The organism is Pedobacter ginsenosidimutans, from assembly GCF_001442625.1.
Lineage (GTDB): Bacteria > Bacteroidota > Bacteroidia > Sphingobacteriales > Sphingobacteriaceae > Pedobacter > Pedobacter ginsenosidimutans.
In genome coordinates, this window is sequence record NZ_LMZQ01000003.1 from 361,551 (window position 1) to 385,444 (window position 23,894).

Consider the following 23,894-nt stretch of genomic DNA (forward strand, 5'->3'; position numbering starts at 1 on the left):
ACAAATATAAAATATTTAGGAAATTATGCCTGCTTTAGAAATTCATTTGTAGTAAAAAGAAGTTGATGTTTAGGCTTATATTTCCATCTTTTATGACTCCACAACCAATACTCGGGTTTTGCCCTGATAATTTCTTCCAAAAAACGGGTGTGCATTTCAGTAATTTCGAACTCAGTGGTCCTGGCCGGATTTAAACAAAGAGGCACACAATTTACCTCATAAAAGCCTCGTTTAAGCACATTGATTTTGAAATAAAAGATAGGCTGGTTGGTACGTTTTGCAATTTTTTCAATCCCTAACTGAACAGAGCTGGGCTGATGCATAAAACTTGTCCAATAATGTGATTCGTCTTTCGAGGGTGCCTGGTCATTCCCAAAACTAAATATGCTCGGTTTATTTTTACTCGCCTGCAAAGCCCTCATGGTTTGTCGCATAGCAATTAATTTGTTACCGAATTTGCTTCGTACTTTTTTAAACCAAGTATCGAAAACTGGATTGGTTAAGGGTTTATAAATAGGATAATGGTCTGCAGAAAAATTGAGCCCGATACCTAAGGTACCCCATTCCCAGTTTCCATAATGTGCTGAACAGATCAATACACTTTCTCCCCGATCCAAATATTCCTGAACCTGCTCTTTGTTTTTAAATACGAAACGCCTTTCGATTTCTTTTTTTGAGATATTGCTCATTTTAATAATCTCGAAGACCAGCGAAGCGAGGTACCGATAAAAGCGTTTTTCGATAACCAAAATCTCTTCTAATGTTTTATCAGGAAGCGCATTTAATAAATTTTCACGAACAACTTTACGTCGGTAGCCGAAAACAAAATAGAGTAGTAAATAAGCTCCATCGGCCAAAATGTATAAAACAGATAATGGAAGCAGAGATAATACGCCTAAAAAAAATACTCCCATATGGGAAATCCCCTTTTTAATCATACCAGAAATTTTAAAGTGCTAATTTAAAAAGCACGTTAAAAAATTATGCCACGAAAATGTTAGATTTCATATTTAGACAAATGGATTAGCCTAAGCCATGGCATCCATTATGTTCTGATCTTTTTTGATGATTTCTGAAATCTTTTGCTCAGGTTTATATTTCCATCTGCGGTGGCTCCATAACCAATATGCAGGTGCTTCTTTGATCATATCCTCTAAAAAGTGTGTATGCATTTCGGTGATTTCGAACTCAGCAGTTTCTGCTGGGTTTAAACAGATCGGTACACAATCTACTTCGTAATAGCCTCTTTTTAGATAATTAATTTTCAGATAAAAGACAGGGCGGTTTGTTTTTCTGGCTATTTTTTCAACCCCTAGCTGGATGGAAGACTCCTGATTTAAAAAGGTCGTCCAGTAATTCGATTCATCTTTTGAAGGCGCCTGATCGCTACCAAAGGTAAACATGGTTGGTTTATTCTTATTGGATTGAATAGCCCTTAAAGTTTGACGCATCGATACCATATGGTTGCCAAATTTGCTTCTCGTAGTCAAAAACCAGTTATCAAAAGCTTCGCTGCTTAAAGGTTTATAAATCGGGAAATGTTCGCCCGAAAAATTTAAACCAATAGCCATACACACCCATTCATAATTGCCATAATGTGATGAACAGAAAAGCACACTTTCGTTATTTTTAAGATAAGCTTCTACCAGATCGGTATTTTTAAATTTTACCCTTTTATTTAATTCTTTTTTAGAAATGCTTTTCATTTTAATCACCTCAATAAAAAGTGAAGAAAAAAATTTATAAAAACGTTTCTCTATGGCATTGATTTCGGCAGTATTTTTCTCGGGGAATGCATTAACCAGATTTTCTTTAACCACTTTCCTCCGGTAGCCAAAAACATAAAATATTAACACATAAAAAGCATCTGCCAATCTGTATAAAATAAATAGCGGCAACAGCGAGAGCATATTTAATAAAAATATACCCATTTTGGATAACCCTTTATTAATCATGATATGGGATGATTAGTTTGCTTGCAAAAACACAAAATTAAGGCTGATCGCAAAATTAATTGCCATCAAATTGTTAGTTTTTTATTCCCAAAGGTTTTATGAAAAATGGCTGACAAAAAACTAAGTATTTGATTAACAATTCAATTTGCCGAAAACCACTTACCCGAAAGTTCCAGCAGCCATTAAATCCGTCAACTCTACAGATTAGATGAATTTAACCATGCCTATGAGCACAGCCCTAACAACTCTAAACCTTATTGCAGCGGTATCCCCCGATTCTTCATCGGGGATTTAGCGGAAAGAAGGACTAACATTAAAAAATGTACTGAAACTGCTTTCCTTATTATTTTATCACCACCTAAGAATCTAATTCCTTCAATTGACAAATTCAGGGTCTATTTATGATTAAAGCTGTCAATTCTGAAAACTATTTAAACGCAAAAAAGCCCCGATTTACATCGAGGCTTTAGTGATATATATTTTAAGTCCCCATTAGGGGATTTAGGCTTTAAGCGAATTGCTTCCCTTTAACTTTACGTTCTTGTTCAGTTAAGAAGATTTTACGTAAACGCATGCTTTGCGGTGTAACCTCGATATACTCATCAGCCTGGATATATTCCATAGCCTCTTCTAAAGAGAATTTAATTGCCGGTGCAATACGGGTATTATCATCAGTACCAGAGGCACGCATATTGGTTAATGCTTTACCTTTTACCACGTTTACCACTAAATCGTTATCACGGATGTGCTCACCCATAATCTGACCTTCGTAAACATCAGTTCCCGGATCAATAAAGAAACGACCTCTATCTTGTAACTTATCGATTGAATAAGCAGTAGTTTGTCCTTTTTCCATTGAAACCAATACACCATTTAAACGACCAGGGATTGTACCTTTCCAAGGCTCATAAGCTTTGAAACGGTGTGCCATAATCGCCTCTCCTGCTGTAGCAGTTAAAACGTTGTTACGTAAACCAATGATACCACGTGCAGGGATTTCGAATTCTAAGTGCTGTAAATCGCCTTTTGGCTCCATAATTAACAACTCACCTTTACGTTGAGTTACCAATTCGATTACTTTACCAGAAACTTCGCCCGGAACATCAACGATTAAAGTTTCAATCGGCTCATGTTTCTTACCATCAATTTCTTTAATGATAACCTGAGGCTGACCTACCTGAATCTCATAACCTTCACGACGCATCGTTTCAATTAATACAGATAAATGGAGAATACCACGGCCATAAACCAACCAAGCATCAGGAGAAGCTGTTTCAACAACTTTTAATGCTAAGTTTTTCTCCATCTCTTTGTACAAACGTTCTTTAATACGCTGAGAAGTTACTAATTTACCTTCTTTACCAAAAAATGGAGAGTTGTTAATGGTAAACAACATGTTCATCGTTGGCTCATCAATGCTGATAACCGGTAATTGTTCTGGTGCCTCAAAATCAGCGATTGTATCGCCAATATCAAAACCATCAATACCTACAACTGCACAAATATCACCTGAACTTACTTCTGTAGTACGGATTTTACCTAAACCTTCGAAAGTATAAAGTTCTTTTACTCTTGATTTTACGATTTTACCATCGCGTTTGATTAAAGTAACCGGTTGGTTTTCTTTAATTGTACCACGGTGTACACGACCGATTGCGATACGACCTACGAAAGATGAATAATCTAACGAAGTGATCTGCATCTGTAAAGTACCGTCGTTAATTGGTGCAGGTGGAATGTTAGCCACAACCGCATCTAATAAAGCGAAAATATCAGTAGTTGGCACTTTCCAGTCGGTACTCATCCATCCTTGTTTAGATGAACCGTAAATTACAGGGAAATCCAATTGATCTTCAGTTGCTTCAAGGTTAAAGAACAATTCGAAAATCTGCTCATAAACCTCTTCTGGGCGACAGTTTTCTTTATCCACTTTGTTTACTACCACAATTGGTTTTAAACCAAGGGCTAGAGCTTTTTGCGTTACGAAACGCGTTTGAGGCATTGCACCTTCAAAAGCATCGCAAAGTAAAAGTACACCATCTGCCATTTTCAGAACACGCTCTACCTCACCGCCGAAATCCGCGTGACCAGGAGTGTCAATAATGTTAATTTTTACGTCTTTGTATTGAACCGATACGTTTTTAGATACAATCGTGATACCACGCTCGCGCTCTAAATCGTTGTTGTCCAATATCAAATCTCCTGTTTGTTCGTTGTCACGAAAAATAGAACAAGAATGTAAAATCTTATCAACCAAAGTAGTTTTGCCGTGGTCAACGTGTGCTATAATAGCTATATTTCTAATCTTTTGCATAAAATGCGCCTCAAATTTGGCGCAAAGATAGTGTTTTGAAATGGATTTTCTACTATATCTATCACTATTTAATATGATGATAATGTTGTAATTATCTCATTTAAAACAGAAAGGTGAGCACAATGTTTTTCAAGTTTATTATGCACTTGCCTTTCGTTGGATTGTTAGAAAATCCTAAGCAAACCTATCCCGAATTTAATTTTTAATCCAGTTGTAGATATAAGTTGCTACTTCTTCCCAATTTTTTTCACCAGCGATGAAATGTCCCCTTCCCTCAAACATTTTAAAATCGGTTACGCTATCTGGATTTCTGTAAGCTTGAAAATTTCTTTTGTTTAAAGTAGCTGGCATGATATGGTCTTTTTCGCCCGCGATAAATAATAAAGGTTGGTGGGCTTTTTTAAAATCAACTTTGGCATAACTTTTTAACGTTCCCCAGGCAATTGCTCTACTTTCTGGTACCACAAATTCCTCAAAGACTTTATCCGATTCGGCTCTGGGCAAAGTATTACCGAAGGTGTAATGAAACCACGATTTGGTTGGCATAAAAACAGAGTTGCCTTTAAACGGATTAACAACTGTAAAATTAGATTTCCAAAAACTCCATTCGTATGGAATAATGCCCATTGGAGGAGCGCCATCAATCATTACCCCTGCTTCACCTTTACCAAGATCCATTAATTTTTGAACAGTCAGGCCACCCAATGAGTGGCCGATCAAAATTGGTTTTTCGGATAAAGTATCGATAAATTTTATCAGGTTGTTAACCACATCTACAAAATTCACCTTGGTTAAATTTGGATCAATGTTGGTTCTTAAAGTTGTTGGATCACCTTCGTGAGATGGATTTGCAGGTGTATAAACGGTGTAACCTTTGGCTTCGAAGAAAGTTTTCCAGGCTGCCCAGCTTTTGTTGTTTACAAACAAGCCATGTACAAGTACGATTGTTTTTGATTTTAAAGTTTTCATGTTGTTTTTAGTTTTAATTTGATACCTCAAATCTCCAGCTTAAAAACAGCAATAATTTTAACCTAAGTTAAAATCGTTATTTACCTGTAAGTCTTTTTCTTATCCGGCTTAATGATGGCCCCTGAATGCCCAAATAGGAAGAAATATGATAAAGTGGAATATTATTAAAAATTTGTGGGTGATATTTGATCAGATCGAGATAACGTTGTTCAGGTGTTTTAAAAACAAAACTCTCGGCCCTATCCATGGCAATATTAAATGCTTCCTGCGCCAAAAGCCTACCGAAAGTTTCCCATTGATGGGATTGCTGGTACAGTTGCAATAAATCATCTATATGAATGTAAACTACCATGGCGTCGGTCATGGCCTGCGTGTGGTAATCGCAATGTTGCTGGTTAATAAAACTTTTAAAGGTAACTACAAACTGATTGCTGGAATATAAAAAGACATTTTTCTCTTCACCGCTTTTCTCATCAACAACATAAGAACGGAATACGCCATCGATGATAAATCCTAAAAATTTACAGACCGTTCTATGCTGGTTATAGAAATCGCCTTTTTTATATTGTTTTATTTTCCAGTGTGGTTTTGAGGGTTCGAACGCTTCAGCATCCATTTTAGCAAACTGGGCGAACGCATAAGCAACAATATCGATTTCTTGCATCATTTAAGGGAGGTTAATTCACTTTGAAAGCTAATATCGCTATAAATTCTAAAACATGATAAACAGATTTTAACCAGATTTACCTGTTAAAAGCATAATTTTTATATTAGCAGCAAGGAAATGAATATCGTACTTTTATCTGCCCATTAAAATCAACAAATGAAAATTGAATCACACACCATAAACAATACCAATTTTGCCGAAGTTCTTTCAGAAGAAATAATTATTAATAATGCAGCCGATGGGCTAGATTTATTGGGAAACTTATACTACCAGGGTTTTGATAAAATTATTATACACGAACAGAACATTACACCTGCTTTCTTCGACCTGAAAAACGGAATAGCAGGAGAAATTCTCCAAAAGTTTTCAAATTACCGGGTAAGCCTCGCAATTATAGGCGATTTTAGCCCATATCAAAGCAAAAGCATCAAAGATTTTATTTACGAAAGTAATAAAGGCAAACACATCAATTTTTTAGGTTCGGCAGCTGAAGCCCTAACAAAATTAGCTGGATGAAATTTATATTATATGCTTAACCAATCCTGGTAAGAAGTCACGCCTAATTCGGACCTGGCCTCTCCTTCTAAAATGGCAATAAATTCCAATACATGCCCGTCAGGATCATTAAAATAAATGGCCAGGGCTGGCATCCAGGCGAAAACCATAGGTTCGTGGTTTCCATTTTTAAGAAAGTTATAGGGCATTAGGTTTTTAGATTCGAGAAAACTAATCGATTTGTTCAGTACGTCTTCCAGGTCGCAACGAAAGGCAAAATGCCTGACATCAATCTCGCTTTTTGGTTTTTCCCAGATCCCCAACATGGCTTCCTGTGGTTTTCCGATCCAGAAAAAGGCAATTTTGCGTTCTTCTTCGTAGTGGCATTGTGTTAAACCCAGGGTATTACTGTAAAAATCAATCGATCTGGCTAGATCTTCTACATAAATATGTGTTTCAAACAGTCCTTTTATCATGTAGTGAAGGTAGAGATAAGTTATAATCTCAAAAAATCATGTTTTTCGATACCACCATCAATAAAATCGATATCTGGAGCCTAATGGGTTACCAAAAACTCAAATGCTGTATTAAGAATAAATAACCCGATCGAAATGAATAAAAGATTTTTAAAATATGCAGGCAGGGGCAGCATTGCTTTTATCACATTGATTGGGCTTTATTTTCTAATCGCCTTTTGTTGCTCACGCATTACCATAAACGCCAATCCTTCAAACGCTAAAGAAATTGCCATATATATAATGACTAACGGCGTACACACTGATATCATCGTTCCGGCTGTTAGTGCAGAAATGAACTGGACAAAAGAAATCGGTTACCAAAATACGCTTGAAGCCGATAGCACTTATCAATACCTGGCTATAGGCTGGGGCGATAAAAAATTCTACCTCGAAACACCAGAATTTTCTGACCTTAAACTCAGTAACGGCTTACGGGCAATCTCAGGACTGAGTACATCTGCTATGCACACCACCTATTACAAAAACATACAGGAAGATGCGAGCTGTAAGAAAATTATCATCAGCAAAGCGCAATATCGACAACTGATCGATTATATTTTAAATAGTTTCAAAAAAGACGAAACCGGACATTTGATCAATGTTAAATCAAGCATCCATTATGATATTGGAGACGCCTTTTACGAAGCAAAGGGAAGTTACAGCATTTTTAAAACCTGTAATACCTGGGCAAATGCAGCACTTAAAGCTTGTGGACAAAGAAGCTGTTTATGGACCATTTTCGACACTGGTATTTTTTTAAAATACCAGTGATAAAATACCGTGAAATAACTATACAGGTATTTTACACCTTTAAGCAATTCTGCGTACAAATTTACCTGTCGTATTAATCGGACAGCACAAAGCGTTAATTTTATTCTTAAACGAAGTATTAACCTTAACGCTATGCTGTTCAACTCTTTTAGCTTTGCTGCTTTTCTGCCCATAGTTTTTATACTGTATTGGGTTCTGGGAAAAGAACGTTTAAGATCTCAAAATATATTATTGCTGGGTGCAAGCTATTTCTTTTATGCCTGCTGGGATTGGCGATTTATGTTCTTGCTCATTTTTTCCACGTTACTGGATTATTTCACCGGGTTAAAAATGATGGAAAGCAAAAATAACAGGACTAAAAAATTTTGGTTCTGGCTGAGTATTTCTATTAATCTCGGTTTTTTAGGCATATTTAAATACTATAATTTCTTCGCCGATTCTTTCGCTGATGCTATTGCAAATTTTGGCCTTCAGGTAAACCCATGGACATTAAAAGTCATTTTACCTGTTGGTATATCATTTTACACTTTTCATGGCCTGTCGTACGTAATCGATATTTATAAAAACCGTATACCGGCAGAAAAGAACTTTATCGATTATTCTTTATTTGTGAGTTTTTTTCCTCTACTGGTTGCCGGGCCGATAGAACGGGCAACACATTTGCTTCCACAGATCAAGAAGGCAAGGTCTTTTGATTATAGTAAAGCCATTGACGGTTTGCGACAGATTTTATGGGGCTTGTTTAAAAAAATCGTCATTGCCGATCAATGTGCCAATTATGCCAATATGATTTTCAATCATTCTGGTGAATACTCAGGAAGCACATTATTGCTTGGTGCCATTCTTTTTGCCTTTCAGATTTATGGCGATTTTTCTGGCTATTCTGATATCGCTTTAGGTACAGCGCGTTTATTTGGGATAGAGCTGTTAAGAAACTTTGCCTACCCCTATTTCTCCAGGGATATTGCCGAATTTTGGCGCAGGTGGCATATTTCCCTCTCTACCTGGTTTAGGGATTATTTGTATATCCCATTAGGTGGGAGCAAAGGTGGAACCTGGATGAAAGTACGGAACACGTTTATCATCTTTTTGGTAAGTGGTTTTTGGCACGGGGCTAACTGGACATTCATTATCTGGGGATTGCTAAATGCCTTGTATATTATGCCCTCGATTGTTTTTAACACTAACCGATCGAACCTGGATACCGTTGCACAGGGAAAGACATTTCCAAGTATAAAAGAATTAGCAGCGATTATATTAACCTTTGGTTTAACCGTTTTCGCCTGGATATTTTTCAGGGCAAATTCGGTACAGCATGCATTCAATATCGTATCAACCATTGGTTCAGAATCGTTTTTCAGTATTCCTCAAATACTACCAGTTAAACTATTTCTATTACTCGCTTTGTTTCTTTTAATAGAATGGAATGGCAGGATGGAGCAATATGCCATTGCCAAATTTGCCTTTTCGTGGCCAAAACCAGTAAGATGGGGCATTTATTACGGGCTTGTTCTGGTGATATTCTTTTTCGCAGGAGCCGAACAGCAATTCATTTACTTTCAATTTTAACTATGAAAAAATTCATTAAATATATCGCCGTTTTTATATTGCCAATTATGCTTTTGGCTGTTCTTTTCGAAGTTTTGATCAGAAGGATTCCAAACGATTACGGATATAAAAAAAACTATCTCGATCACCACGCTAAAGAGGTAAACATTTTATTTCTGGGCAGCTCTCATGTGTATTATGGTATTAACCCGAAGTACATCAAATCGAGCTTTAATGCGAGTTATATTTCACAATCTTTCGACTATGATCTGGAGATTTTAAAAAAATATAGCAACCAATGGACCCATTTAAAATATATCGTTATTCCTGTTGATTACTTTTCGTTTTACGGCCGTCTTGAGAACAGTCCTGAAGCATGGCGGGCAAAAAATTATCGCATTTATTATGATATCAATACCGATCATAAAATATTCAACAGTACTGAAATGTTAAGCAACAAACTCGATATTAATTTGAGTCGATTATACAATCACTACCTAAAGGGCGAAAATGACATTAGTTGTAGTAACTTGGGCTGGGGATCGAGCTACAAGGCTATTAACCACAAAGATTTAGTCAAAAGTGGCGCAACTGCCGCTGCACGGCATACGGCGAAAGATAATCTGCAATATTTAACTAACCTGCATTTACTGGATGAAATTATCGCCTTTGCAGAGCACAAACATATTAAGGTTATATTGTTTACCAGTCCTGCTTATAAATCTTATGTTTCGCATTTAAGCAAAAAACAGTTGAATACCACACTTTCTACCATAAAGAAACTGAATACCTCGCATAGTACAATCAAGTATTTTAACCTTTTACAGGATAGCTCATTCCATGCGCAGGATTTTTACGATGCTGACCATCTTAACGAAATTGGTGCAAAGAAATTAAGCTTAAAAATGAATATGCTTTTGGCTAAGATATAAGCTAAACCTCAAATGCCCAATCTAAAAAGGCAGGCATTACACTTTCCCAGGTTGGAACATCGTGTTTGCCACCAACTTTTTCGTAGTAAAAAACATTTTCAGGCCGTTTATAGCCTTTATCTAAGAGTATTTTAACAACATCAATTGTATCATCTATAGAATCGATGATCATATTTTTATTCCGATCAGCCTTCTCATCCTCAGTTCCGGTCATTAACCAGAATTTCATATCGGGCCTGGTAGAGGTACTTTCTAGCTTTGCATGTATAATGCGATCTGCATCAGTATACCCTTCTGTCAGATCTTTTTTTCTCCACCAAAATGCTCCAGAAAAAACACCAATGGCATCAAAAGCAGAAGGATTATTCCAGGCAATATCAAAAGCAGACAAGCCGCCCAAAGAAAACCCCGCAAAACCAACTTTACCAGTTATCGGCATCGCAATTTTCTTTTTAACAAAAGGCAAAAGCTCTTTGATCACAAAATCGGTATATAAATCGGCTTTCGCTCCGCGCCCTTTAAAATCGGGCGCACCTGCAACACCATATTCCATAAGGCGGTCTTCTGATGCTTTAATGGCCACGACAATTAACCTGTGGTTTCTTTTGCCATGATGGGCTTCTTCCAAAATCCGGTTAAAATCCATTTTGGCAACATCCTGCCCATCATTTAATAAAAGAAGCTCTATTTTCTCATTCCCTAGAATACCTTCAGGTGTATAAATATCTATTTCTACCTCATGCTTTAAATAAGCTGAGGGTATTTTAAAGTTGCTGGTATTAACTTTTACGGATAAAATTGTTGTGTACATCATAATCAAAATCCCCTATCACATGGCTATCGCCTCAGAATTAGGGTGCAAAGGTACAAATCTCTGTAAACTATTAATTATCATGGGTTAACTTTTACAATACGCATTTAATTTACATCATTTTACTGCTTAAACTATTCTTTTTGTAGATTTTAATTTATACCTTAAATTATTCAATTTTTATTATGGTTAAAGAAGAACATAAGAAATGGTACAGCCCGAATTTAAGTGGCGAAATCGACATGCTCATCTTTGGTCACGGTGGTATCCCTATCCTACTGTTCCCGACAAGCATGGGTCGATATTTTGAAAACAAGGATTTCAAACTGATAGATTCTGTTGAGGGTTTTATCAACGAGGGGAAAATTAAGATCTATTGCCCCGATGGCGTTGACAAGTTAAGCTGGTACAACAAAAGTATTCATCCTGCCGACAGGGTTAAAAACCATATCTGGTACGACAAGTATTTATTGGAAGAGGTAGCCCCTCTGGCTAGGCACGAAACCGGGCACAGCAAAATTATTACCGCTGGCTGTAGTTTTGGAGGCTATCATGCTGCTAATTTTGCTTTTCGGCATCCCTGGTTGGTTAGCCATATGTTCAGTATGAGCGGTGCTTTTGATATTTCTGGTCAGTTGGATGGTTTTTATAATGATGATGTTTATTTCAACAATCCGGTTGATTATCTGCTGAATAACAGTAACCCCGAACTGCATTACATGAAAATTGTTTTGGGTACAACCGACCGCGATATGTGCAGGCCAGATAATGAGCGTTTATCCAATATTTTAAACAAAAAGGGCATCGACCACTGGCTTGATATCAGGCAAAATGCAGATCATGATTGGCCCATCTGGAGAGAAATGTTTCCAGATTATATTGCACAGCTTTAGTTTAGTCCAAAGTCGGCAGTCTTAAGTCCCGAGTCGATTTAGGATATAATTATCAAACAATTAACCGATTAACCAGTTAAACAATTAAACTCAATACTTACCAATGAAGAAAATAGGGATTTTATTTGGACAGGAACGCTCTTTTCCTGAAGCAGTAATCGAAAGAATTAATCAAAAAGCAGAAAAGGGCATAACTGCCGAAGCTGTTAAAATCGACAAAATATTTCAGAATGTACCATTAGGTTATTCGGTAATCATCGATCGTATTTCGCAAGATGTACCATTCTACCGCGCATCATTAAAAAATGCCGCCATTACCGGAACTGCTGTAATTAACAACCCATTTTGGTGGAGTGCCGACGAGAAGTTTTTCAATAATGCGCTGGCTGAGCAGATTGGCGTACCCGTACCTAAAACTGCCTTAATCCCATCACGAGAGCACCCTACAGGAACCATCGGAGAATCTTTCTCTAATTTAACCATGCCATTAGATTGGGATGCCATTTTCGAATACACTGGTTTTCCGGCCTATATGAAACCCTATGATGGCGGTGGCTGGAGAGATGTTTACAAACTTCATGATAAAGAAGATTTTTTTGATAAACACAGTGGCACACAGCAATTGGTGATGCTTTTGCAGGAAGAAATTATTTTCGAAGAATATTTCAGATGTTATTGCATTGGCGGCAAATACGTTCGTATTATGCAGTACGACCCGCGTAATCCGCATCACTTACGTTATGCCACTGAAGGCAAATCGCCAGATGCAAAACTGCTTAAAACAGTAGAAGAATACACCCTAAAACTATGTAAGTATTTAGGATACGATTTCAATACGGTAGAATTTGCTGTGCGTGATGGAGTGCCTATTGCGATCGATTTCTGTAACCCTGCTCCTGATGCTGATATTAAAAGCGTTGGTCAGGAAAATTTTGATTGGGTAGTAGAAACTACGGCAAATTATGCTATTGAAAGGGCTAAAGCGCAAAAAGACGGACAAGATAATTTAACCTGGGGCGAATACATCAAATCGTCAGTTGGTGGTAAACCATTAATTGCTAAGGCTGCACCAAAGGCAGCTAAAGGATCCGTGCCGAAGAAAGTTACTGCTACAGAAAAGGCCAAAACTGCAACAGCAGAAAAAGCACCAGCAAAACCTAAAAAAGCTGCAGCAAAAAAATAATTGGGATTTAAATTTTAATCAATACTAAGGATGAACGAGTTTACGCTGGGCATAGAAGAAGAATATATGGTAATTGATCCCGTTACCAGAGAGCTTACTTCTCACGACCAAAAGATTGTAGAAGCCGCACAGAAGATCCACAAAGACCAGGTTAAGGCAGAAATGCACCAGGCAGTGGTAGAAGTTGGAACAGGCATTTGTAAAACGACCACCGAAGCACGTAAAGAGATTTCTCAACTGCGTTATACCGTATCTCAGCTCGCCGGAGAGCAAGGCTTAAGGATTGGAGCAGCTGGTACACACCCCTTCTCACATTGGGAAAAACAGTTAATTACAGAACATCCCCGCTATAATGAAATTGTGAACGAATTGCAGGAAGCCGCTCGCTCTAACCTCATTTTTGGCCTGCATGTACATGTTGGCTTCCAGTCTCGCGAGCTGGCCATTCATATTGCCAACCAGGTGAGGTATTTCCTGCCACACGTTTTTGCCTTATCTACCAATTCTCCATTCTGGGAATCGCGAAACACGGGTTACAAATCTTTCCGTACAAAAATTTTCGACAAATTTCCGCGTACAGGTATCCCCGATATTTTTAATAGCATCGAGGATTACGATAATTATGTAAAACTGCTCATCAAAACCAATTGCATGGATAATGCGAAGAAAATTTGGTGGGATATCCGTGTGCATCCGTTTTTCGATACCGTTGAGTTCCGCATTTGCGATTGCCCGATGCTGATTGATGAAACGATGGCTTTTACCGCATTATTTCAGGCTTTGTGCGCCAAACTGTACAAACTGCGTTTGCAGAACATGGAGTTCATTAGTTATTCGAGAGCGCTAATTAACGAAAATAAATGGCGTGCTGCCCGTTATGGAATTGATGGGAACCTAATCGATTTCGGAAAAGAAATGGAAGTAAACTGCCGCAACCTTATTTTAGAATTATTGGATTTTGTTGATGATGTGGTGGATGATTTAGGCTGTCGTGATGACATTAATTATGTGCATAAAATATTGGAGCATGGCACAGGCGCAGACCGGCAGTTGGCAGTTTACCAACAAACTGGTAACTTTGAGGCGGTGGTAGATTACATTACTACTCAAACACTTATAGGCGCAAAGTAATTTTATAATGGATAAAAGTAGCTTAAAGGTGGCCGTTATTGACATGAATAATGGCGCACCTAATCAGGGTATGCGGGGAATTCAGGAAATTTTATCCCGTTTTAAAAACGATAACAATATCGATTTAACCTTTGATATTTTTGATTTAAGGCAAAAAGGAGAAATACCGGGCATCGGTTATGATGCTTATATTTCCAGTGGTGGCCCAGGTAGTCCGATCGAAAGTAAGGGAGAACAATGGGAAAATGATTTCTTTAATCTCTTAGATCAGATAGAAGCTTTTAACCATAAAAACGACGAACGAAAAAAGTATGCTTTTTTGATCTGCCATTCCTTCCAGTTGGCCTGTAGAAAATATGGATTGGGCAATGTAACCGAAAGACGGTCGAATGCTTTTGGTATTTTCCCGATTACCTTAACTGAAGATGGTGAAAAAGACGAAATTTTTAATGGCATTACCAACCCGTTCTTTTCGGTAGACAGCAGAGATTGGCAAGTGATCGAGCCAGATTTTGCTGCTTTTGAGAAAAAAGGCGCTAAATTATTAGCCATCGAAAAAGAACGTAAACATGTCGATTTAGAACGTTGTATGATGTCGATTAGGTTTTCTGATGAAATTATCGGTACACAGTTTCACCCCGAGGCAGACCCAGTAGGCATGAAAATGTACTTGCTTCAGGAGGAAAAGAAAAAAGCAATAGTTGATATGCACGGGGAACAAAAATACCTGGATATGTTAAACAGTTTAGACGATCCGGCAAGGATTGTGCTTACGCAAAGTGTTATTTTACCTAATTTCTTACAAAAAGCAATTGGGGATTTACAAGAGGCATAGAACTAACACTCATGAAAGCGGTAGAAGACTCTAAGCTACAAGATATCGAATTACAGGATGTAGAAGATACATTAGGCTACATAGCAAAAGCTTTAGAACTGAATTTGGCATATGATGCTTTTTCAGAAACAAAAACATTTGGAGATATCTGCCAGGTTTTCCAAGACAATATTGCTTATCAGAATGAAGAAAGTTGTACCTCTCAACAAGCCTTTTATAAGATCCGCAGTGCCATCGCTGTTTCGCAAAAAATTGATGGAAGAAGTATTACCCCTAGGACTCGCCTTGATGAAGTTTTTCCTAGGATTGGCCGTAGAAAGAAAATAAAAGCATTTCAAAAAGAATTAGGTATACCAGTTAATTTTTTAACCATGAAAACTTGGCTAATACTTTTAATTATTGGTGGTTTTATAACCTCATTGGTAGCTTTTTTCTTTAACTGGAAATTTGCTTTGACAGGGATTTTGACTTGTTTGATTTTTAACTGGATAGCAATGAAGCTCCGTCAGGAGATTGAATATATCTCGATTGGCGAACTCACTATGAAAATTACAAGAGACCATTATATGCAAGTGAGAAGAACTCCTAACACCATCAATAGAAATGAAATCGTAAAAATAATTCAATGCACTTTTATGTCAGATTTGGATTTAAAACTGTCGGAACTACATAAAGACGCACTACTTGGTAAAATCTAAACAGCACATTATACATGATACCCTCGCAACGCCAAAAATATAACCAGCAGTTTACCGAAGAGAAGTATCAAAACTTCCTTACCGAATTGCAAAATGGCTATCCACCAATCCCTTTTCGCGTGGCAGAAACGCCAGTTTTTGTACCTAAAGCGTTAAAAGAAAAGTTGATTGCAGCGGGTGAAGAAATCATAAACTTAATAAAGCAACCTAACTTTAAGGAACTAACGCAAAAATCAATTCCTGTAAACTGGAATGTACCCAATGAAAATGAGCAACCTCATTTTTTAACTTTCGATTTTGGTATTTGTAAAAATCAAGCCGGAGAACTTACACCTATGCTAATCGAAATGCAGGGATTCCCTTCCTTATATGGCTTTCAGCATCATTTGGCCAAAACTTTCCAGACAAGTTTTGAGATTGGTGGTGCTGTGAATCATTTCTTAAACGGCTTTAACGAAGAAGCGTACATCAAGCTGCTTAAAGAAGTCATTATTGGCTCCCACCAACCAGAAGAAGTGGCCCTGATGGATGTAGATGCGCCTAACCAAAAAACGGCTATCGATTTTTTTGTTACCCAAAAAATGTTGGGCATTAAGATTTTAGCACTGGAAGACATTAAAAAAGTAGGTAAACAGCTTTTTTATGAAGAAGATGGCGAAAAGATCCAGCTAAAAAGAATTTATAACCGCCTGATTTTTGATGAGGTAGCCAATAACACCGAGATTTTCAAAAACAGTTTCGATCCGCGTGAGGAGCTGGACGTAGAATGGGTAACGCACCCCAACTGGTTCTATCGCATCAGCAAATACACCATGCCTTTCTTGAAAAGCGAATTTGTACCCGATACACGTTTTTTAAACGAGATAAAGATTATCCCTGAAGATTTAGAAAACTATGTACTTAAGCCTTTATTCTCTTTCGCAGGCATGGGCGTAATTATCGATGTAAGCGAAAGGGACATTATCAATATAAAAGATCCCGAAAACTGGATTTTACAAAGAAAAGTAAATTACGAGCCGGCCGTACAGGCACCAGATGGCGGGGTAAAGGCAGAAGTAAGGATGATGTACTTATGGCCTGATGGTGGTGAGCCTCAACTCTGCATTAATCTGGCCAGGTTAAGCAAAGGAAAAATGATTGGCGTACGCTACAACGCTGATTTCGATTGGGTTGGTGGTACTGTAGGTCTTATGGAAGAATAACTTTTTTTAACCGCAAAGCTCGCGAAGACAAAGCTCAGAGAACACAAAACAGGTATCCTTGTCAGTCTGAGCGAACTCGAAGACTAACCACCGAGATCACGAAGAAAAAGGCACAGAGGTACACAGAGAAATAATTTTCCCGTGTTTTCTGTGAATCCGTGGCAAAAAATGCATTAAAAATCCTCTCGATGCCCTCGGTGCAACACTCATGTCCTCTGTGGTAAAACATGCAATATATTTACATTTAACTGAACTCCTTCCTCCTAAAACGCTTTATATTTGTAGTATGGATATTCAAACGATTTTAGTCTTTTTACTTTTTGCGGTAGCATTGGTATATGTTGGCCGTTTGGTTTTTAAATCTTTACAGGTAAAAAAAGATGGATGTGGTGGTAATTGTAAATGTGGCGTAGATTTTTCCGATATTAAGCCCGTAAAAAAATAACATTCCGCCTTTATGATTCATCAGTTCCAAAAATACTTACAGGAAAAAATAGAGATAACTGATGAGCAGTTCGAAAGCATATCATCTGTTTTAAAAGTTAAAAAATTCGAGAAAAACGAAATAGTTCAATATACGGGCGATAATTTTAAACACGGATATTTTGTAGGCAAAGGTTTATTACGCGCATACTCAATTGATGCCAAAGGCAAAGAACATATCCTTCAGTTCGCCCCCGAAAACTGGCTGGTTTCTGATCGCAACAACATGAATAATGAGCCGTCAATATTTTTTATCGATGCCATCGAAGCAACCGAAGCCGTGTTAATGCCCAACAATTTCATGGAAGAAGCAGCCAGACAAGTACCATGTTTGCAACCGATGCAAATTAAACTGCTCAACAATTCGATCCGCTTTATGCAGAAAAGGATCAATATGTTATTAAGCGCAACTGCTGAAGAAAGATACCTCGATTTTATAAAACTTTACCCTAACCTTACCCTCCGCGTACCACAATGGATGATTGCCTCATATCTGGGCATTACTCCCGAATCGCTAAGCCGCGTAAGAAAGGAACTGGCCAATAAACATTTCAGGCCATAGATTGAATGAGTGAATTTTGAATGAGTGAATGGCTTAGTCAAATCTGACCTTTGAACTTTTCAACCTTACAACATTCGATCAATCTCTCATTCAATAACTCAATCATTTCATCTATCATTACTTACCATACATCAATCTGTAGTAAAAACCTGCGCTGTACTTTTGTGTTGTAAATATTAAACATCTCAAAAACAAAAGATATGGCAACTACAAAATGGACATTAGATCCAACCCACAGCGAATTACAATTTAAAGTAAAACACTTAATGATTACTACTGTAACTGGTAGTTTAAAATCTTTCTCAGCAGAGTTATCATCCGAAGGTGATGAATTTGAAAATGCAGAAATTTCTTTCAAAGGTGATATTGATTCAATTGATACCGGAAATACTGACCGCGATAACCATTTAAAAAGTGGCGATTTTTTCGATGCTGAAAAATTTGCACACATCGAATTTAAATCTAATTCAGTAGAAAAAGATGGCAGCGATTATATAGTTAAAGGCGATTTAACCATTAAAGGCGAAACCAAACCAGTTAAATTAACTGCAGAATTTGGCGGTATTGCTACCGATCCATGGGGAAATACCAAAGCAGGATTTACTTTAAGTGGAAAAATTAACCGCTCTGAATTCGGTTTAACCTGGAACGCTGCACTAGAAACCGGTGGTGTAATGGTAAGTGAAGAAGTTCGCATTTTAGGCGAATTACAGTTTGTAAAAAGTGTATAAGTGATAAGCGTTTGGCGATAAGCGTGGATTATCCGCCAAATGCAAAACGCATAACAGAAAGGTTCCAATCATGGAAACAAAACAAATAGAAAAAGTACTAAAAGCGCCAGCGCCACATATGGTTGGCGATGGCTTTAGGGTACACAATTTTTTCCCAAGTGGATATAAAATCAATATGAGTCCGTTTTTCTTAATGGATTACGGCTCAAAGATCGAATTTTCTGCCAGGAAAGAACCCAGGGGCGTTGGTGTTCACCCACATCGTGGCTTCGAAACGGTAACTATTGCCTATCATGGTGCGGTTGCCCATCACGATAGCGCTGGAAACAGCGGGGTGATTTACCCGGGCGATGTACAATGGATGACTGCTGCAAGTGGTATACTACATAAAGAATATCACGAAGCGCAATACAGTTTAACTGGTGGTCCATTTCAAATGGTTCAGCTTTGGGTTAACCTGCCATCCAAAGATAAAATGGGTAAACCTGGTTATCAGGCAATTAAACAGGCCGATATGGCTCATTTTGATCTTCCCGAAAATGGAGGAAAAATCGAAATTATAGCAGGCAATTATCAAGGCATAAAAGGCAATGCAAATACCTTTACCCCTATAGAACTCTATAATGCCAGGCTAAATAAAGGCAGTGAAGCTACTTTTAACTTTCCTGAGCATTTTAATACAGGATTTCTGGTGATTGAGGGTTCGATTAAAGTAAACGGATCGGAGACTGCGGCAGCAGATAATTTCTTGCACTTCAAAAACGAAGGTGAAGAGATTAAGATCGAAGCACTAGAAAACAGCGTGATTTTGGTTTTAAGTGGAGAACCAATAGATGAACCAATTGTTCAATATGGTCCGTTTTTAATGAACACCCAGGCAGAAATCCATCAGGCCATTGAAGATTATAACCAGGGTAGATTTGGTTATTTAGAAGAGTAAACAGAAAATCGTCCATCCATCATATTAAATAGCTAAAAAAGCCAGCAAATTTTAAAAAATGCTGGCTTTTTTGTAGATACATTTTGCAGGATAACCTCATATCATTAAGTAAGCATAAATGTTGTCAGTCTGAGCCTGTCGAAGACCTTTAATAGTCGAAAACAAAAAACATTTGTCCTTCGACAGGCTCAGGATGACAATGCTTCTTTCGTTTTCCTCTTGCCGCGTTTCAATTTATTCAAGAAAACCTTAACTACCATAAATCCTTAGCGATGTAAAGGCCCGCAAAACCGCTTATCCAACTGATAAACAGGTAAATAAAAATCAACACCTTAAACCAGGCTATCCATCAGTCGTCTCAATCATTCCTATTTATCATTCATACAATCTTCATATTCGTTAGTGACATTTGATTAATAAATCAGAACAGAAAAATGTCCGGAAAACAAATATTTCAAACTGAGACCAAAAGACGCTGGCATACATTTACATGGGTAAGCCGTACGTTTTTTTTAGTCTTCATTATCGCAATCATCTGCGTGGTGTACACATTGTCTTCAGTACAGGCACCCAATTTGCCTTTTATCAACACAAATACACCATTAACACAAAAACAATTAGAGAAGTTAAAAAAATCGCAACAGTATAAGGATTTCACCATCGAAAAATCTAAGCTGCAAAAGATCAAAAGAGATCGTGAATACCGCATTTTAAGCCATCGTGGTAACAGCAAGCGCATCAACATGGCCTTTTACGTAAGCTGGGCAGCAAGTAAAGAATCATCAATATCAGATTTAAAACGCAACATCAGCCATTTGGATATGGTGGCCACAGAATCGTTCTTTTTAAATGGTGATTCTATTGTAGATAAAGTAGATACTGCGGCATTAAAAGTAATACATACTGGTAAAAAATCGGCTATTGCGGTGGTTTCAAATTACAATAAAGATCATTGGGATGGTGCAGCAGTAAGAAGATTATTAACCGATCAATCTGCTCAACAAAAATTGATCTACGATCTTATAGCGATTACCAAAAAATATGGTTATAGTGGAATAAACATAGATTTTGAAGAGCTCAACCTCCAAAATAACGATAGTTTTAACGCTTTTATGAAAAATCTATACACTCAGTTTCACGCCGAAAAACTGATTGTTTCTCAGGATATTTCACCCGAAAACGACGATTATAAGCCAGAAATTCTTCAAAAATATAATGATTACCTCGTATTAATGGCTTATGATCAACATACCGAACAAAGTAACGCAGGTGATATTTCCCATCAGGAATGGGTAGAAGAAAAGCTGGATGATATTTGCAGTAAAGTTGATGCCAGCAAAGTAATCCTTGCATTGGCCTGCTACGGTTACGATTGGCCAAAAAATAGCATTGGGCAACCGGTTACGTACGAACAGGCGATGACCATGGCTGTTAATTATAAAAGCAAAATAAACTACAACCCTGCTTCTGCTAATTTAAACTACACTTACAATGATGGCAGTGGAATTAAACATGAAGTTTATTTTACTGATGCGGCAACCTATTTTAATTTAATCCGCAAGGCTGATGATTGGGATATTGCTGGGGTAGCCTTATGGCGTTTAGGCTCGGAAGACAAGCGTTTATGGTCGTTTATTTCTAATGACCTTAGTTTGGATACATTAAAGAAAAAACCCTTCGATTTACGCAAAATTGCTTCATTAAATATGGGTGGAATCTCATACTTAGGCGATGGTGAAATTCTGGACCTGATTTCTACCCCTACACCTGGTAGTGTAAAGTTCACTTTAAACAAAGATAACTTTTCTATTGCCGATCAAAAGTATATCAGACTTCCGGAGCAATATGTAATTAAAAGGTTTGGAGAGGCCGATAAGAAAATCGCTTTAACCTTTGATGATGGGCCTGACCCGGTTTATACACCACAAGTGTTAAATATTTTGAAACGGGAAAAAGTACCAGGCTGTTTCTTCGTAGTTGGGATTATGGCTGAACAGAATATGGAGCTGCTAAGACAGGAATATAATGATGGTTATGAAATTGGAAACCATACTTTCTTCCATCCTGATATGTCGGCCATTGGCCCACGACGAGTAAAATTCGAGTTAAATGCTACCCGTCGCTTAATAGAGGCAGTTACTGGCCACAGCACAATCCTGTTCCGTGCACCATTTAATGCAGATGCCGAACCCCAAAATATTTCCGAAATCCTACCTGTTGCACAAAGCCGTAAAGAAAATTACATTAATATCGGGGAATATATAGATCCTGAAGATTGGCAACCAGGCAAAACTGCCGATCAGATTTTTAACGAAGTAGTGAAACAACAAGACAACGGTAATATTCTTTTATTACACGATGCAGGTGGAAACCGTGAAGCTACCATTGCAGCCCTGCCCCGGATTATAAAATTCTTCAAAGCCAAAGGATATACCTTTACCACGGTTGGCGATTTAATGGGCAAAAAAAGATCAGAACTCATGCCAGCTGTAAAATCTATGGCAAATAGTGGTTTTTCTGGCTCTGGCGATTACTTTTTCATCAATTTCTTTTACTATGGAAACATGATTTTAAACATCGTATTTTCTGTTGCAATTGTACTTGCTATCTTAAGGACCATATTTATCGCCTATTTAGCCATCAGACAGCGAAAAAGAGCGAAACAGAATGTCAGCAAATTGATAGTAAATCCTTCAAAAAAAGTGAGTATTATCATTCCGGCTTACAATGAAGAAGTTACTGCTGTACAAACCATTAATAGTCTTTTAAAAACCACCTACCCAGATTTTGAACTGATTTTTGTTGATGATGGTTCGAAAGATAAAACCTTCGAAATCATTAACGAACACTTTGGCAACCATCCTCAGGTAAAGGTTTTTCGTAAAGCAAATGGAGGCAAAGCATCTGCATTAAATTATGGTATATCAAAAGCAACTTCAGAATTTGTGGTCTGTATAGATGCCGATACACAGCTAAAAGATGATGCCGTTACCGAATTGATGCGTTATTTCTACAGCGATAAAATAGCCGCTGTAGCTGGCACTGTAAAAGTTGGGAATGCCAACAATATCATTACCAAATGGCAGTCTATTGAATATATCACTGCACAGAATATGGATAGGCGTGCTTTCGACTTATTAAATACAATTACTGTTGTGCCTGGAGCAATAGGTGCTTTCAGAAAAAATGTAATTTTAGAGATCGGCGGATTTACCATTGATACACTTGCCGAAGACTGCGATTTAACCATGCGTATTTTGAAAGCAGGTTACCGCGTAAAAAACTGTGATACTGCAATTGCTTATACCGAAGCACCAGAAACCGTGAATATGTTGCTCAAACAACGTTTCCGCTGGAGTTTTGGGGTAATGCAAAGTTTCTGGAAAAACAGAAAAACACTGCTAAACAAGAAATACGGTTACTTTGGGATGGTAGGAATGCCAAATATTTTGATCTATCAGATCATTTTGCCACTATTTTCACCACTTGCCGATCTTTTTATGTTCATCTCATTAATTAGTGGTCTATTTTCGTTAAGTGCTATAAATAATTTAACCCTAACCGGATTTTCAGGAATTTTAAGCCTGCACAACGGTTTTGGTCAGGTACTTTTCTATTATATTATCTTTATTGTTGTAGATATGATTTTTGCTGCAATCGCCTTCCGCATGGAAAAAGAAAAATACACGAATTTACTTTATATATTTCCACAGCGGTTTTTCTGGCGGCAATTAATGTATATTGTTCTATTCCATTCATTCAGAAAAGCCATAAAAGGTGAACTGGAAACCTGGGGAACATTAAAGCGGACAGGAAACGTTAAAGAGCAGTTGGCGTAATGCTTGCCGTGGAGATTATGTTATAAACAATGGATGTCATCCTGAAGGATAATTTATTATATAAAATTCAATATGAATGACGCATATCCTTTTTTGCCCAGAGGCTCATTCTTGTCTCGGCTCACCGCCGCCGAAAGGCTCTTTCTTTTTGGCATCAAAAAGAAACAAAAAATGCCGGCTGAAAATTTTTCTTTAGAAGTCAGTGGTGTGGCTGGGGCAGCAGAATCCGAAAAATTTGTTAGGCCGGATTTAAGTGGAACGGGGATACTGTGCTTGTGGCCTAGCTGGGTGGAAATGTATAGTGGCACAAATATCTTATTAGGAGGTAATTGCAAAATAAGGTCAAGGTAGCCTGTCGAAGCGCTGGCTAAAATGCAATGTAAAGCATTTCGACAGGCTCAATATGACAGCTCTTAA

Annotated in this window: 22 protein-coding genes; 15 read left to right on the forward strand and 7 right to left on the reverse strand. The window is 37.7% G+C overall.

Annotated elements, in window-relative coordinates:
* Positions 1–23 precede the first annotated feature (23 nt).
* The 5 genes from ASU31_RS05600 to ASU31_RS05620 all read right to left on the reverse strand — a co-directional run bounded on the left by ASU31_RS05600 (position 24) and on the right by ASU31_RS05620 (position 5,905).
* On the reverse strand, positions 24–938 hold the full coding sequence (locus ASU31_RS05600; protein WP_057931392.1) for a lysophospholipid acyltransferase family protein: 915 nt from the start codon (positions 936–938) through the stop codon (positions 24–26).
* A gap of 90 nt (positions 939–1,028) precedes the next feature.
* Positions 1,029–1,955: a lysophospholipid acyltransferase family protein gene (locus tag ASU31_RS05605; RefSeq protein WP_057931393.1), complete on the reverse strand. Its 927-nt coding sequence runs from the start codon at positions 1,953–1,955 to the stop codon at positions 1,029–1,031.
* A gap of 508 nt (positions 1,956–2,463) precedes the next feature.
* The gene (typA, locus tag ASU31_RS05610; protein WP_057931394.1) at positions 2,464–4,269 is read right to left on the reverse strand and encodes a translational GTPase TypA; all 1,806 of its coding nucleotides are present in this window, start codon (positions 4,267–4,269) and stop codon (positions 2,464–2,466) included.
* Positions 4,270–4,464: 195 nt separating this feature from the next.
* The gene (locus ASU31_RS05615) at positions 4,465–5,238 is read right to left on the reverse strand and encodes an alpha/beta hydrolase (RefSeq protein WP_057931395.1); all 774 of its coding nucleotides are present in this window, start codon (positions 5,236–5,238) and stop codon (positions 4,465–4,467) included.
* A gap of 76 nt (positions 5,239–5,314) precedes the next feature.
* Positions 5,315–5,905, reverse strand: a complete 591-nt coding sequence (locus ASU31_RS05620; protein ID WP_245224489.1) for a Crp/Fnr family transcriptional regulator — start codon at positions 5,903–5,905, stop codon at positions 5,315–5,317.
* A 156-nt stretch (positions 5,906–6,061) separates the two neighbouring features.
* On the opposite strand from ASU31_RS05620, the gene ASU31_RS05625 reads away from it, so the two are divergent.
* Positions 6,062–6,421 (forward strand): DUF4180 domain-containing protein, encoded by a 360-nt coding sequence (locus ASU31_RS05625; RefSeq protein WP_057931396.1) that lies wholly within the window; start codon positions 6,062–6,064, stop codon positions 6,419–6,421.
* A gap of 8 nt (positions 6,422–6,429) precedes the next feature.
* Here ASU31_RS05625 and ASU31_RS05630 read toward each other — a convergent pair whose 3' ends face one another.
* On the reverse strand, positions 6,430–6,876 hold the full coding sequence (locus ASU31_RS05630) for a VOC family protein (protein ID WP_057931397.1): 447 nt from the start codon (positions 6,874–6,876) through the stop codon (positions 6,430–6,432).
* A gap of 135 nt (positions 6,877–7,011) precedes the next feature.
* Between ASU31_RS05630 and ASU31_RS05635 the strand changes: the two genes are divergently transcribed.
* The 3 genes from ASU31_RS05635 (at position 7,012) to ASU31_RS05645 (ending at position 10,169) form a co-directional block, all read left to right on the forward strand.
* A complete protein-coding gene (locus ASU31_RS05635) occupies positions 7,012–7,689 on the forward strand; it encodes a TIGR02117 family protein (RefSeq protein ID WP_057931398.1) in 678 nt (225 codons plus the stop codon).
* A gap of 132 nt (positions 7,690–7,821) precedes the next feature.
* Positions 7,822–9,258, forward strand: coding sequence for an MBOAT family O-acyltransferase (locus ASU31_RS05640; protein ID WP_057931399.1), 1,437 nt, complete (start codon positions 7,822–7,824; stop codon positions 9,256–9,258).
* 2 nt (positions 9,259–9,260) lie between these two features.
* Positions 9,261–10,169: a hypothetical protein gene (locus tag ASU31_RS05645; protein WP_057931400.1), complete on the forward strand. Its 909-nt coding sequence runs from the start codon at positions 9,261–9,263 to the stop codon at positions 10,167–10,169.
* A 1-nt stretch (position 10,170) separates the two neighbouring features.
* On the opposite strand, the gene ASU31_RS05650 is transcribed toward ASU31_RS05645, so the two are convergent.
* Complete coding sequence (locus ASU31_RS05650; protein WP_057931401.1) at positions 10,171–10,983, reverse strand: alpha/beta hydrolase; 813 nt, start codon at positions 10,981–10,983, stop codon at positions 10,171–10,173.
* 182 nt (positions 10,984–11,165) lie between these two features.
* Here ASU31_RS05650 and ASU31_RS05655 point away from each other — a divergent pair, with 182 nt between their 5' ends.
* The 11 genes from ASU31_RS05655 (at position 11,166) to ASU31_RS05700 (ending at position 23,477) form a co-directional block, all read left to right on the forward strand.
* Positions 11,166–11,873 (forward strand): esterase family protein, encoded by a 708-nt coding sequence (locus tag ASU31_RS05655; RefSeq protein ID WP_057931402.1) that lies wholly within the window; start codon positions 11,166–11,168, stop codon positions 11,871–11,873.
* Between the two features lie 103 nt (positions 11,874–11,976).
* Positions 11,977–13,056, forward strand: coding sequence for an ATP-grasp domain-containing protein (locus ASU31_RS05660; protein ID WP_057931403.1), 1,080 nt, complete (start codon positions 11,977–11,979; stop codon positions 13,054–13,056).
* A 30-nt stretch (positions 13,057–13,086) separates the two neighbouring features.
* Complete coding sequence (locus tag ASU31_RS05665) at positions 13,087–14,187, forward strand: carboxylate-amine ligase (RefSeq protein ID WP_029274724.1); 1,101 nt, start codon at positions 13,087–13,089, stop codon at positions 14,185–14,187.
* 7 nt (positions 14,188–14,194) lie between these two features.
* Positions 14,195–15,022, forward strand: coding sequence for a type 1 glutamine amidotransferase (locus ASU31_RS05670; RefSeq protein ID WP_057931404.1), 828 nt, complete (start codon positions 14,195–14,197; stop codon positions 15,020–15,022).
* A gap of 11 nt (positions 15,023–15,033) precedes the next feature.
* Positions 15,034–15,720: a hypothetical protein gene (locus ASU31_RS05675; protein WP_057931405.1), complete on the forward strand. Its 687-nt coding sequence runs from the start codon at positions 15,034–15,036 to the stop codon at positions 15,718–15,720.
* A 14-nt stretch (positions 15,721–15,734) separates the two neighbouring features.
* Positions 15,735–16,922, forward strand: a complete 1,188-nt coding sequence (locus ASU31_RS05680) for a hypothetical protein (protein WP_057931406.1) — start codon at positions 15,735–15,737, stop codon at positions 16,920–16,922.
* A gap of 286 nt (positions 16,923–17,208) precedes the next feature.
* Positions 17,209–17,367 (forward strand): FeoB-associated Cys-rich membrane protein, encoded by a 159-nt coding sequence (locus tag ASU31_RS27150; RefSeq protein WP_082458743.1) that lies wholly within the window; start codon positions 17,209–17,211, stop codon positions 17,365–17,367.
* 12 nt (positions 17,368–17,379) lie between these two features.
* Positions 17,380–17,967: a Crp/Fnr family transcriptional regulator gene (locus tag ASU31_RS05685; protein ID WP_029274727.1), complete on the forward strand. Its 588-nt coding sequence runs from the start codon at positions 17,380–17,382 to the stop codon at positions 17,965–17,967.
* A gap of 200 nt (positions 17,968–18,167) precedes the next feature.
* Positions 18,168–18,698 (forward strand): YceI family protein, encoded by a 531-nt coding sequence (locus ASU31_RS05690; protein WP_057931407.1) that lies wholly within the window; start codon positions 18,168–18,170, stop codon positions 18,696–18,698.
* Between the two features lie 70 nt (positions 18,699–18,768).
* Positions 18,769–19,638, forward strand: a complete 870-nt coding sequence (locus tag ASU31_RS05695) for a pirin family protein (RefSeq protein ID WP_057931408.1) — start codon at positions 18,769–18,771, stop codon at positions 19,636–19,638.
* A 434-nt stretch (positions 19,639–20,072) separates the two neighbouring features.
* The gene (locus ASU31_RS05700) at positions 20,073–23,477 is read left to right on the forward strand and encodes a trifunctional glycoside hydrolase family 18/polysaccharide deacetylase/glycosyltransferase family 2 protein (protein WP_057931409.1); all 3,405 of its coding nucleotides are present in this window, start codon (positions 20,073–20,075) and stop codon (positions 23,475–23,477) included.
* The last annotated feature ends 417 nt before the right edge of the window (positions 23,478–23,894 follow it).